Raw genomic sequence first — 11,941 nt, forward strand, 5'->3', positions numbered from 1 at the left:
CGCTGATTAGCGGAGCGCGCCGGAGGTGGCCACCGCCTCTACGCGCTCCATCGCTATCGGGATGCTCTTATAGGCCGGAATACCGCTTTTAGTGTCGTGACTGTCGAGCGGCACCATGACGTTGGCTTCAGGATAGTAGGCCCCTACCGAACCTGGCGCCATGTCAATCACCACCACGGTCAGGTTGTGCATGCGCCGCTCGGTGGCGTTACCTTCGCTATCCAACGCCACAATGTTGACCTGATCGCCCACCCGCAGGTTGCGCTTCTCGGCCTCATCGGCATTGATAAACAGCACGTCCCGCCTGCCGGTCACGCCGCGATAGCGGTCGTTCAGACCGTACAGCGTGGTGTTGTACTGGTCATGGCTGCGCAGCGTGGTTAGCACCAGATCGTGACACTTCAGCGAGCGCGGATCCTCATTGATGCCCTGCATGATTTTGAACTCGGCTTTGCCAGAGGGGGTATTCCAGACCCGCTCCGACGCGGTATTGCGCAGGCGGAAACCACCCGGTTTTTTCACCCGTTCATTGAAGTTTTCGAAGCCCGGAATGGTTGCCTCAATGGCGTCACGAATAAAGCTATAGTCGCCTACCATTTTGTCCCAGTTGACGACGGTATGAGGTAGCGTGGTCTTTGCCAGCGCGGCAACCAGGGCTGGCTCGGACTTCAGATGGGGAGAGGCTGGCTCCAGCGATCCGTGAGAGGCGTGCACCATCGACATGGAGTCCTCAACGGTAATACTCTGCTCACCAGAGGCCTGAACATCCCGTTCGGTACGGCCCAGCACCGGAAGAAGATAGTTATGCTTACCCAGCAACAGGTGGGAACGATTAAGCTTGGTCGCCATGTGCACGACAAGATCGAGTTTGCGCATCGCCGGGAAGGTCACCTGCGGATCGGAGATCGCCTCCGCCAGGTTTCCCCCCAGACAGAGCAGCGCTTTTGCCTGGCCGTCGCGCATCGCCTGAATCGCCGCTACGGCGCCGTGGCCGTGCTTTTGCGGCGGCGTGAAGCCGAAGACCTTTTCGATACTGTCCAGCAGCGACTGGGGTGGGATCTCGGTAATACCCACGGTGCGATCGCCCTGCACGTTAGAGTGGCCGCGCAGCGGGCAGACGCCAGCCCCTTTTTTGCCAATGTTGCCACGCATCAGCAGCAGGTTAGCAATCTGCTGAACGTTCTGCGTGCCGTACTGGTGCTGGGTGATACCCATGCCGTAGCAGATAATAGTCCGTTCGGCGTTGGCATACAGACGGGCAACGTGCTGGATCTCCTTGCGCTCCATACCGGAAACCTTGAGGATATGCGGCCAGTCGGTGGCATCGAGGTCGGCTTTCAGCGCTTCAAACCCCTGGGTATGCTCGCTAATAAAGGCTTCGTCAATGACGCCGGGCTCACCTTTGGCTTTCGCCTCTTCGTGCATCGACAGCAAAATTTTCATCACCCCTTTTAGCATCGCCGCGTCGCCGCCGACCCGCACTTTGTAGTAAGTCGAGGCGAGCTCGGTCGAGCTAAGAGAGAGCATCTCGATCGGGCTTTGCGGGGAGGTAAAGCGCTCAAGGCCACGCTCGCGCAGCGGGTTAATGGCAACGATGGTGGCGCCGCGTTTTGAGACCTCCCGCAGCGTGCCGAGCATGCGCGGATGGTTGGTGCCGGGGTTATGCCCAATGCAAAGTACCAGATCGCAATGGTCAAAATCCTCCAGCTCAACGGTGCCCTTGCCTACACCGATCGACTCCGGCAGGCCGACGCTGGTGGGTTCATGACACATATTTGAACAGTCAGGGAAGTTATTGGTACCGTACTCGCGTGCGAAGAGCTGCCAGAGAAAGGCGGCTTCGTTAGAGGCGCGGCCGGAGGTGTAAAACTCGACGCTGTCGGGATCGTCATAGCTGCGCAGATGCTCGCCAATCTCTCTAAAAGCGGTTTCCCACTCAATGGGCTGATAGGTATCGCTGGCGGGGTCGTATTTCATCGGATGGGTGAGTCTCCCCTCGCCCTCTAATTCAAAGGCGTTACGCTCCCACAGCTCGCTGACGGTATGGGCGGCAAAAAATTCGGGGGTAGTTCGTTTGCTGGTGGCTTCCCAGGAGACGGCTTTCGCGCCGTTTTCACAAAATTCAAACGAGGAGGCGTGCTGCGGATCGGGCCAGGCGCACCCAGGACAGTCGAAGCCTTGTGGCTGGTTAACTTTGAACAGGGCAATGACGTCCTGCTTCACCGACATCTGGCCGCGTATCGCGTCGGCGACGGCTTTTAGTGCTCCCCAACCGCCTGCTGAACCACCATAGGGTTTGATACCGATAGTACGATTTTGCTCTTTCATAATGCTCCACAATTGCTATGACCTTTTCTGTAAGCCTGGTACAGGAATTGTGGGTAGGTGAACTAATAGAAATAAAAAATAATTAGCAGGATCAGTTATGGCTCATGAAACGCAACGGTAAAACCCTGCTCCTGCCAGTGCTCCAGCTGCTCCTGCTGGCGACGCGTGAGCGCTTTGCCGGTCCATAAAAAGATATGCTGGCCGGGGAAAAGCTCCGGACGAGGAACCTCCAGCGGCTCTGCCAGCAGATCAATATGCCATCCTCTTTGTGACAGCCGCCACGCCTCCAGCCATAGCCGAGTGCGATCCTCGCTGCCCCAGCCAATGAGCAGCGCTTCCCTGCCCGCTTTTTTACGCGCGTTGATCACGCATGAGACAGCATGCTCGGTAATGACGCCGTCCAGCAGGCTGGACATGACGCGGGCTGTATATTGATCGTGGGTCAGACGCTGGCGCACAGGCGTGAGTATATGGTCGATAAGGTCATCCACCGAATGGTCGCGTCCGAGCGCTGTGATAGCCGTGCGCAGCTTAGCCGGACGGGCCTGGCGCAGCACGCCCATCATCTCTTCCTGCAGGGTTGCCCAGTCATCATGGGCAACCACCCTGTTGTCTTCCAGCAGCGCCTTAACTTTACTGACGGGGACGCCGCTCTCGATCCAGCGTTTGATCTCTTTGATGCGTTGAATATCTTCCTCGTCGAACTGACGATGACCACCTTCGCTGCGTTGGGGTTTAAGCAAGCCATAGCGACGCTGCCAGGCACGGAGCGTGACCGGGTTAATACCGCATCTTTCTGCTACATCGCCAATACTATAAAAGGCCATCAACTCCCCTAAACTCAACGCCGCTATGCTCATATTCAAACGCTATCATTATCTCATAAACCCGCCCGCTTTTCAGGCCATGCCACGGCAGGAATGCCGGCAAAATCAGGACGGGCAAACAGGTAGCCCTGGAACTGTGATATGCCGGCCGACTCAAGCCACATCCACTCCTCAGGCCGCTCAACGCCTACCGCGGAGACCAGGATCTCCAGCGAACTACAACACTTAATAATGGCCTGGATTATTGCCTGCCGCGGGCCACTTTTATGCACATCTTTGATCAGGTCGCGGTTAATTTTAATCCTGTCCGGCTGAAACTGCGCCAGCAGCAGCAGACCGGCAAAGCCCGCGCCAAAGTGATCGATGGCGACACGAATACCTGCTGACTTTAACTGCCTCACCGCGTCAGTGAACTCGTCGAGGCGTGAAATAACTTCGCTCTCGGTAAACTCAACGATGATCTGTTCAGGGATCAGCCCGTTGGCCTGGATCTCCTGCAGAAGAAAATCAACCGCGCCAGAGACTTTCACCAGCGTCATCGGCAGCAGGTTAACCGACAGCGTCTGCTCGCCTATATTCAGCCCGCGAGCCATAGCAAAAGCCACTTTTTTGCTGCGCAGGTCAGCCTCGTACACCTCATCTCCCGTCAGCCCTGCAAACCAGGCCTCTGGCAGATCGCCACCCGGCGTACGCAGTAAGGCTTCAATCGAGACCACCTCACGGGCAAAAGGATCGATCATCGGTTGAAAAGCAAAGCTGCACTCTGCCGTTTCATCCACCGCCAGCGTCTCAGCGCGGCTGGCATTGTCATCCGGGATGAAATCCCAGGCATCCGCGGGTGGGATCTCGAAATAGTTCTCTTTTTCCCGCTCCTCGACGAAGGTGCGGAAGAACTGTAGCGCACGGTCGTCATAGGTAAGCTGGTACTTTGAGGTACCTTTATCCAGCACGCGCTGCAGCACATCGTCCCGGTCATACTCCCTTAAATCGAAGAGCTCCATCCCCGACTTACCAAACCGGCGTGAAGGGGCATAGTCACACAGCAGCTCAACGAGGTTGTAGTGACGGGTATCCTGACAAATAGCGCGGTAGATTTTGAACACGCTCTCTTCCGGCCCCTCAAGAAGCTGGAAGAAGTGGGTCCCGTTAAAAAGCAGGATACCTGTCACCTCAGAGTGACCATTTTTTTGGTTTGCTGCAGCAACCATCTCTTCCAGCATTTTAACCGGTACGTCGTCGCAGAGATGGCTGCGGTAAATAATGGTTGTGAGCATAGTTATTCCGGGGAACAGTGTGTGAAAGGCCACCTTAACAAATGTCAGCACGCAGATCCTGTAATGATTGTGCCTGATTTTAAAGACAATCTTTCCCGTGTATAAGTATGCTGCGCTATAAAGAGTACAGCTTTTTGCTATACCTGTACAAGTTTTCTCAAAACCTGATAGCTATTTTATGTAACTTATTGATAATAAGCATATATCAAAAATATCTAACATAAATTACGAAAATTTGTACAGTTTCTATGTACAAGTTTGCGTGATTTGTATAACTTTGTACTCGTTATCACAAATTACTGAATTTTACAGGAGTGACATATGCAGCAGAACGGTTATGTTCCGAACACAGCTAATGCCATTACCCGCTATTTCAATAAAGCTGCACTGCCAAGCCAGCAGGAGACGCTGGGTCAGATCGTGGTAGAGATCCTGAGTAGCGGCCAGAGCCTGAACCGTAAGGCTATCTGCACGAAGCTGCTTAGCCGCCTGGAAATGGCGTCCGATGCAGAAGAGGAAAGCCATTACCACACGCTGATTGGCCTGCTGTTTGATCGTTAAGGACATGCATATATACAGCAACTGATAGTTAGGTTTTAAGTCGCTTTTGGTGGGCGGGTATTCATGGAAGATGACACCTTCTCCACCAAGCGCTGACTCATGTTGCGTCTCCCTTTGGGAATAGCGTGGCAACAGAGACACAGTTATGAGTAGAAGTGAAAATGAACAACTTACAGATGAGCTAATTGGAGAAGCCGTCTTATCTCTCCTTAGTGAGAATGGGCCTGTCAATAACAGGGCGCTTATCACGAGGCTGCGGTCTATGGAAGCGAAAGAGACGGATATCCGACGTCGTGAGACGCTTGGGCGCGTCATCGCGGAAATCACTAAAACGACAAAAGTATCAATGCGGCACAAGGCCGGGCGGGAACAGAAGGACTCTCAGAGCGAGCATAAGGATAATGTGATTCAACTGTTCGGTAATAGCCAACAGCAGAGCACCAGTAAAAAACACTGACTGCATCCACTTTTCTAACTTTTTAACGGTATATTCCTATGCTTCAGGCTATGCTCCAGCAATCATCAGACCCTTTTGAAGCGCTGCCAGATACGGCCCTCTCCGCCTACTTCCGCAATGCGGGTGAGATTTTGGCCGATGAGTCAACGGTGTTAGGGGCAGTAGTCAGATCGATCCTTGCATCCGGCGGTCAGCTCACCAACAAAGCGATTATCCTGCATCTCATTCAGGCTATTGAATCCACTCATGATGTGGTGAAGAGCGACATTATTCGCAAGACGCTGGAGATCGTCGTCGACCATACGATGGATGATATTTGATTAATGCTGAAGTGATGTAGGCCTGATAAGCGCAGTGCCATCAGGCGTTGCGGCCTCAGCCGGGTGAGGACTCCGCTTTACCCGGCCGACCAGAGCAGCGCGGGTCTAGTCCAAATCGTACCAGGACCTCTCTTATCTCCTCACGCTGAGGCTCTCTTCCCAACGTCGCCGTAAGCCTTGCCTCGACCGCCGCGATTTTGTCTGCAGTTGTAAGGGTAATCTTGGTTAGGGTTATCCTCTCCTGCCCCTCAGCGTCAACGCTGCTGATATACGTGACGTTGTCACTGTTTGCGATAGCCAGATAGTAGGAGACATCCGCCACGGCATCGGACTTATCAGGTACATTACCGTTGTGTCGCTCCTGCTGCCAAAGCGGATCCCGGGCGTAGCATTGCTGGTTGAGCTGAATTGCCGAGGCCACATCTCCCTGCTCTTTCAGTAAGCTCGCCTGCGTCTTTTCGTAATTTTTGCGGGCCACTTCATGATCAAAAATCTCGGCAAGTGAGGTCTCTGGAGGGCAGTTAACCTTTCTTAGCGGCTGACCTTTAAAATTATAGATGCGCACATTCTCATCCTGCTCATGATAATAAAAACTGAGAGCGTCATGTACCGCGGCATCGGCAGCAATAGGCAGCGATTGTGAATGTTTTTTCTTATCGATAATAAGCCAGCGGGTGCCCGTATGACGCATATGACGACGCTGGTTTTCAAAATAGGTTAACGCAGTATGGGCTACCACACCGTTGACTTTCGCAACAAACTGAGCGGCCATTGTGTTCTGCCCGCTGTAGTGCAGCACCAGCGTCTCCTGCGGAATAATGTGCTCCCAATTATTATCGCAATCTGCAAACCAGGCGTTTACAGCGGCATGATACGCGGTAATCTCACGGATCTGCTGTCGCGCGACCTCGCCGAGCTCTCTCCCGGTCAACGCTCTTTTCTTCAGGGCTAACGCCTTTGCCTCGTTCACAGAAACAGGAGGAAGATGGCCGGTCAAATGCTGATAGATCGCCCTCTTCTTCTCTTCCTGATTCAATGCATCATAATAGCCGCAAAAGCGTTCAACCTTTTTTAAATGTTCGTTGGTGTCAGGATTACCCGCAAGCGAAATCTCACAGGTGTCAATTTCACGCCCGGCATGATAATTAATTTCTGTTAAATGCGGCATAGCAGCGGACATAGTGCATAAATTTACCCATGAATGTTCCTGCAAAGACGCCGCCGGAGACAACTGCGAACCCACTTAATCCCGGCTGCGCCATCGCGGCGGGCGAAATAGCAGTAAGTACGGCGAACACATACTTGGTGAGAAACGCGATCATCATTAGCGGTAAGACGCTGTAGTCCCCGGGCCGTTGCAGGCTTCGGGGTTCGCTGCCTGGCTGAATGCGTTTTGGATTAATAAGCTTATAGCCTATCGCTGCCCCCGCCAGCACTCCTGTCACCCACATCGTCCATGTCCCCACCGTCGGGGGGCGAAAGGCGATTAAATCGTAAATATCCCATATCAGGAAGATCGCAGGCACAATCAGCAGCTTTTCAAGCTGCACCGTTGCGGGCTGACGCGCCTTGATGCCGCGTACCAGTAGATAGATAAACAACGCCCACACCCAGAGCGGCGTATGAACGATAATTCCAGAGAGGTAATCCATCGTTATGCATGCTCCAGGACAGTAATGAGGTCTTCGCTTTACTCTACCCTTATTGAGGCCAGGGACGATACGCCCTTCTTACGACTCTGCGTAATAAGCCACACTCTTTTTCTCTCGCTTTCCTCTGTGATTCAGCCCACATTTTAGCCATGAAACCGGTTGCAAGGGGACTGTTCACTGCTAGCATGAAACCGGTTTCAAATAAAAGTCACACACTCATAACCCATAAAAAAGGTACATCAGAATGGCCATTATTAGGGATTACAATAAGTTAGCCAGTGACATTCTTCATGAGGTGGGTGGAGAAGCGAATATCAGTAGCTTTACCCGCTGCGCCACCCGTTTACGTCTGGTTTTAAACAATACCCCTGTCGAGGCGAAAAGTCGGATCCAGAACCTGCCCGGCGTGATTGCCGTGGTAGAGAGCGGCGGCCAGTTCCAGGTTGTTATTGGTACCCACGTCGCCGATGTGTTTAACGCGCTTTCGGCGCTCATCGGCGAAGACCACACCGGCACCGCTAACAAACCGAAAACCCGCTGGCTGGATGCGGTGATCGCCACCATGTCCGCCGTGTTCGCGCCTATTGTCTATATCCTTGCCGCCGCCGGGATTTTACAGGGCCTGCTGATCGTCGTTGGCCTAATCGATGCCGATCTTAAAACTACCGGCACTTTTGCTATTTTCAACTTTATGTCGTGGACGCCGTTTGCTTTCCTGCCGGTCTTTATCGCCATTACCGCCGCGCGCCACTTCAAATGTAACCCGTTTATCGCCGTGCTCTGCTGCTGTGCGCTGATCAATCCCGAATGGTCAGCGATGGCGGGCCGCATTGCTAATGGGGAGACCATTACCTTCCTGTTTATTCCACTGGCAAAAACGGTCTACACCTCGTCGGTGCTGCCGCCGCTGTTCCTGGTCTGGGCGCTCTCGTGGCTTGAGAAGCGTGTCGAGAAGGCCCTGCCGGAGGTCGTCAGCGCCCTGTTCACCCCGCTGATCTGCTTTGTGATCATCGTTCCACTGACGCTTATCGTCATTGGGCCGATTACGACCTGGGCTGCAATGGGTATTGCCAGCGGCTACAACGCCCTGTTTGCCGCCGCGCCTGCGGTGGCCGCTGCCCTCATCGGCGGCATATGGCAGATCATTGTTATTTTCGGCGTGCACTGGGGCATTACCCCAGTGATCATGGCCAACTTTGACACGCAGGGATATGACTCCTTCCAGGCCTATCAAACCATCGCCGTGATCGGCCAGATGGCCGCCGTGTTTGGCGTGTTTCTGAAGAGCCGTAACCGCGAGCTGAAAACGACTTCCCTGTCAGCGGGCGTAACGGCCATCTTTGGCATTACTGAGCCAGCCATCTACGGCGTGACGCTGCGCTTTAAAAAACCATTTATCTGCGGCTGCATCGGTGGTGCGGTGGGTGCAGTGGTTGCCAGTCTGTTTGGCTCTCTCTACTATGCCTACGCGGCGCTGCCGGGCCTGTTTACCCTGGTAAACGCCATTAGCCCGGATGCGCCGATGTCTTTCATCGGTGAACTTGCCGGTAGCGCAACGGCTATCGTCCTGACTATTATACTGGTGCAGTTTGTTGGCTTTGACGATCCGGTAGCGAAAGAGACGCTGACCGACGCACCAGAGTCCGCCCCGGTCAGCACCCCCTCAACCGCAGCGGCGAAGAGCAGCCTGGCGCTGCATAGCCCACTCAGTGGCGATGTCATCGCCCTGGAAGAGGTCGCAGATGAGGCATTTTCGCAAAAGGTGCTGGGCGACGGCGTTGCTATTCGTCCTCATGAAGGTAAAGTGGTTGCGCCCTGCGACGCCCGGGTGGAGACAGTGATCGACTCACGCCACGCCATTGGCCTGGCCTGCGAGAACGGAGCTGAGCTACTGATCCACGTTGGATTAAACACCGTGAATTTACAGGGCGAGCACTTCCGCCCGCTGGTGAAGGAAGGCGATATCGTCAAAGCCGGTACGCCGCTGCTGGAGTTTGATAAAGAGGCCATCGAGCGTGCCGGGTACGATTTGACCACGCCGGTGCTGGTGATCAACAGCGATGAGTTTCAGCTGACGAAGCTCCAGTCCGGGGGCACCATTCGTCAGGAGATGCCGTTGATGACCGTCTCCTGATACGCTGTTAACTAACTGGGGAGTGTTATGGTCACGATACTGGATGTCGCCAGGCGGGCGGGCGTCTCAAAAGCTACGGTCTCCCGTGCGCTGAACGGTAAGGTAGTGGTCAGCGAAGAGGTTAAAGCGCGCATCTTTAAGGCCATTGAGGAGACGGGATATCGCCCTAACCTGCTGGCGCGCACGCTGGCGACCAGCCGCTCCAACTCGGTAGGATTGGTGATCACCAACGGCCTGTATAACGGGCCGTTCTTCTCAGCGATGATCTACCAGGCGGCGACCTGCAGCGAAGATCTCCAGCGTCAGCTGGTGCTGGCTGACGGCAAGCACAGCCGGGAGGATGAGCGTAACGCTATCAACTTCCTGGTGCAGCTGCGCTGTGAGGCGATCATGATCTACCCCAAATATCTCAGCGTGGATGAGCTGGATGACATCATTGATGCAAGCAGCGTGCCTATCGTTGTGATCAACCGCGAGCTAAAGCGCAACCGCAGCAGCTCGGTATTTGTCGATCACTACCAGGGCAGCATGCGCATGGTGGAGTATCTGCTTGACCAGGGGCATCGCGATATTGCTTTTGTTGCTGGCGGCGAGGGTTCGCCCACGGGTGACAGCCGCCTTGCTGGCTACCGCGATGCGTTTAGTGCTGCCGGATTGACCCCTGATGAAACGCTTATCGTACGCGGCAGCTGGAGCACTGAAAGTGGCTACGAGGCGGGCTGTGCCCTGCTGAAAAAAGACCGGCCGATGAGCTGTATTCTGGCCGCTAACGATGACATGGCCATCGGGGTGACCAAGGCGATGATCGACAATGGCCTGCGGGTGCCGGACGACATCTCCGTTGCCGGGTTCGATGACTCCATCATCGGCCGCTACTTCACCCCGACCTTGACCACCGTCCATATTCCGATGGATGAGATGATCCGCGATGCGGTGCGCATTTTGCTCTCTCCTGAAAGCGACGATAACAGCGCCCCGCACTCCCTGCACGAAGGCTCGCTGATCGTCAGAGACTCCGTGGCTAAGCGAAAGCGTTAAAAAAGGCTGCCCTCTGGCAGCCTTTTTACTTCTCCTCTACTTTTCCGCTATTGGGCGGCGCTGACCCGCCAGACGGCGTTGCCAGCATCGTCGGCAATAATCAGTCCGCCCTGGGCATCCATCCCCAGCCCGACCGGCAGGCCGCGTACCTGCTTCTGGTCGTCGGTTAAGAAGCCCGTAACTACCGGCTGCGGTAACCCTACCGGCTGCCCATTTTCAAATTTGACCCACATCACCTGGTAGCCGTTGAGCGGCTTGCGGTTCCAGCTGCCGTGTTCGCTGACGAACGCACCGCCGCGATACTGCGGCATATTATCTCCGGTATAGAACAGGAGACCGAGCGGCGCGACGTGTGAGCTAATGGCGTAGTCGGGCTTGATAGCCTTCTCGACCAGATCCGGCCGCTGCGGCTGAGCGCGTTCATCAACGTGCTGGCCAAAGTAGCTGTAGGGCCAGCCATAGAAACCGTTCTCCTGTACCGAAGTCATGTAGTCCGGCACCAGATCGGAGCCGATCTCATCTCGTTCATTGACGATAGCCCACAGCTTGCCGCTCTGCGGCTCCCACCCCAGTCCGGTGGGGTTGCGCAGGCCACTGGCGTAGATGCGGCTTGCCCCGCTGGCGGCGTCGACTTCGAGAATAGCTGCCCGGCGATACTCCGCCCCGATACCGTTCTCCGTAATATTACTGTTGGATCCGACGCCAACGTACAGCTTGCTGCCGTCAGGGCTGGCGAGCAGAGATTTGGTCCAGTGGTGGTTGATCGGGCCGCCGGGCAGCTCGGTGACCTCCTGTGCGGGCACGCTGATGGAGGTTTGTCCCGTTTCATAGGGGAACTTAACCAGGCTGTCAGCATTGGCCACCCACAGCGTATTGCCGATCAGCTGAATGCCAAACGGCGAATGCAGATCCTCAATAAAGGTGTGCTTCTCCCATTTGCCGTTGACGTTGCGCAGCAGGGTAATGCTGTCGCCGCCTTTTCCTGCCTTACCGGAGGCACTCTGTACCAGGCCCATAATCAGCTGCTTGGGTCGCGTGGTGGGTTTCGGTGTGCTGTTTGACTCTGCCACCAGCACATCATTATTCGGTAAAACGTAGATTTGGCGCGGATGCTTCAGGCCATCGGCAATTTTTTCAATCTGGAGCCCAGCGGGAACGGTTGGCTTCTCGCCCTCTTTCCACGGCACGCCTTCCGGTACCTGCATCGGCGGCAGCAGGAAATTTTGCGCCTGCGGCAGCTCCGGGTTCGGCCCCATCTGCTTCTGCGGATCGACAGCGGCGCCGTTATCACAGGCGCTGAGTAGCGCAACAATCGCCACGCTGAGTAACGCTCGGTTATGTTTTTTCATA

General features: G+C 55.0%; 11 protein-coding genes. 5 read left to right on the plus strand and 6 right to left on the minus strand.

Annotated elements, in window-relative coordinates:
* Positions 1 to 6 precede the first annotated feature (6 nt).
* The 3 genes from RTX96_RS03480 to RTX96_RS03490 form a co-directional block, all read right to left on the minus strand.
* A complete protein-coding gene (locus tag RTX96_RS03480) occupies positions 7 to 2,328 on the minus strand; it encodes an FdhF/YdeP family oxidoreductase (protein ID WP_312670148.1) in 2,322 nt (773 codons plus the stop codon).
* Between the two features lie 95 nt (positions 2,329 to 2,423).
* Entirely contained in the window at positions 2,424 to 3,155 is a 732-nt protein-coding gene (locus RTX96_RS03485) for a MerR family transcriptional regulator (RefSeq protein ID WP_103820248.1), read from the minus strand.
* A 53-nt stretch (positions 3,156 to 3,208) separates the two neighbouring features.
* The gene (locus RTX96_RS03490) at positions 3,209 to 4,429 is read right to left on the minus strand and encodes a diguanylate phosphodiesterase (protein WP_312670149.1); all 1,221 of its coding nucleotides are present in this window, start codon (positions 4,427 to 4,429) and stop codon (positions 3,209 to 3,211) included.
* A gap of 321 nt (positions 4,430 to 4,750) precedes the next feature.
* On the opposite strand from RTX96_RS03490, the gene ycgZ reads away from it, so the two are divergent.
* The 3 genes from ycgZ (at position 4,751) to RTX96_RS03505 (ending at position 5,767) form a co-directional block, all read left to right on the plus strand.
* Positions 4,751 to 4,990, plus strand: a complete 240-nt coding sequence (gene ycgZ, locus RTX96_RS03495; RefSeq protein ID WP_103820246.1) for a regulatory protein YcgZ — start codon at positions 4,751 to 4,753, stop codon at positions 4,988 to 4,990.
* Positions 4,991 to 5,252: 262 nt separating this feature from the next.
* Entirely contained in the window at positions 5,253 to 5,447 is a 195-nt protein-coding gene (locus RTX96_RS20835) for a hypothetical protein (RefSeq protein ID WP_409418552.1), read from the plus strand.
* A gap of 38 nt (positions 5,448 to 5,485) precedes the next feature.
* On the plus strand, positions 5,486 to 5,767 hold the full coding sequence (locus RTX96_RS03505) for a biofilm development regulator YmgB/AriR family protein (protein ID WP_103820244.1): 282 nt from the start codon (positions 5,486 to 5,488) through the stop codon (positions 5,765 to 5,767).
* Between the two features lie 55 nt (positions 5,768 to 5,822).
* Here the strand turns inward: RTX96_RS03505 and RTX96_RS03510 are convergent, their stop codons facing one another.
* Positions 5,823 to 6,947: a hypothetical protein gene (locus RTX96_RS03510; RefSeq protein ID WP_312670151.1), complete on the minus strand. Its 1,125-nt coding sequence runs from the start codon at positions 6,945 to 6,947 to the stop codon at positions 5,823 to 5,825.
* Positions 6,913 to 7,419, minus strand: a complete 507-nt coding sequence (locus RTX96_RS03515) for a hypothetical protein (protein ID WP_103820242.1) — start codon at positions 7,417 to 7,419, stop codon at positions 6,913 to 6,915. Before RTX96_RS03515 ends, RTX96_RS03510 begins: the two co-directional genes overlap by 35 nt.
* A gap of 244 nt (positions 7,420 to 7,663) precedes the next feature.
* Here RTX96_RS03515 and RTX96_RS03520 point away from each other — a divergent pair, with 244 nt between their 5' ends.
* Positions 7,664 to 9,553, plus strand: a complete 1,890-nt coding sequence (locus RTX96_RS03520; protein ID WP_312670152.1) for a beta-glucoside-specific PTS transporter subunit IIABC — start codon at positions 7,664 to 7,666, stop codon at positions 9,551 to 9,553.
* Between the two features lie 27 nt (positions 9,554 to 9,580).
* Positions 9,581 to 10,591: a LacI family DNA-binding transcriptional regulator gene (locus tag RTX96_RS03525; RefSeq protein ID WP_312670153.1), complete on the plus strand. Its 1,011-nt coding sequence runs from the start codon at positions 9,581 to 9,583 to the stop codon at positions 10,589 to 10,591.
* A 47-nt stretch (positions 10,592 to 10,638) separates the two neighbouring features.
* Here the strand turns inward: RTX96_RS03525 and RTX96_RS03530 are convergent, their stop codons facing one another.
* On the minus strand, positions 10,639 to 11,940 hold the full coding sequence (locus RTX96_RS03530) for a sorbosone dehydrogenase family protein (protein ID WP_312670155.1): 1,302 nt from the start codon (positions 11,938 to 11,940) through the stop codon (positions 10,639 to 10,641).
* Between the last annotated feature and the right edge of the window lies 1 nt (position 11,941).

Source organism: Pseudescherichia sp. (assembly GCF_032052675.1).
Lineage (GTDB): Bacteria > Pseudomonadota > Gammaproteobacteria > Enterobacterales > Enterobacteriaceae > Pseudescherichia.

What these genes read in the sequence shown, in the direction of transcription:
- RTX96_RS03490 (WP_312670149.1), bottom strand. Translation starts at nt 4,429, where the DNA reads ATGCTCACAACCATTATTTACCGCAGCCATCTCTGCGACGACGTACCG.
- RTX96_RS03485 (WP_103820248.1), bottom strand. Translation starts at nt 3,155, where the DNA reads ATGGCCTTTTATAGTATTGGCGATGTAGCAGAAAGATGCGGTATTAAC.
- RTX96_RS03510 (WP_312670151.1), bottom strand. Translation starts at nt 6,947, where the DNA reads ATGTCCGCTGCTATGCCGCATTTAACAGAAATTAATTATCATGCCGGG.
- RTX96_RS03525 (WP_312670153.1), top strand. Translation starts at nt 9,581, where the DNA reads ATGGTCACGATACTGGATGTCGCCAGGCGGGCGGGCGTCTCAAAAGCT.
- RTX96_RS03480 (WP_312670148.1), bottom strand. Translation starts at nt 2,328, where the DNA reads ATGAAAGAGCAAAATCGTACTATCGGTATCAAACCCTATGGTGGTTCA.
- ycgZ (WP_103820246.1), top strand. Translation starts at nt 4,751, where the DNA reads ATGCAGCAGAACGGTTATGTTCCGAACACAGCTAATGCCATTACCCGC.
- RTX96_RS03530 (WP_312670155.1), bottom strand. Translation starts at nt 11,940, where the DNA reads ATGAAAAAACATAACCGAGCGTTACTCAGCGTGGCGATTGTTGCGCTA.
- RTX96_RS20835 (WP_409418552.1), top strand. Translation starts at nt 5,253, where the DNA reads ATGGAAGCGAAAGAGACGGATATCCGACGTCGTGAGACGCTTGGGCGC.
- RTX96_RS03520 (WP_312670152.1), top strand. Translation starts at nt 7,664, where the DNA reads ATGGCCATTATTAGGGATTACAATAAGTTAGCCAGTGACATTCTTCAT.
- RTX96_RS03515 (WP_103820242.1), bottom strand. Translation starts at nt 7,419, where the DNA reads ATGGATTACCTCTCTGGAATTATCGTTCATACGCCGCTCTGGGTGTGG.
- RTX96_RS03505 (WP_103820244.1), top strand. Translation starts at nt 5,486, where the DNA reads ATGCTTCAGGCTATGCTCCAGCAATCATCAGACCCTTTTGAAGCGCTG.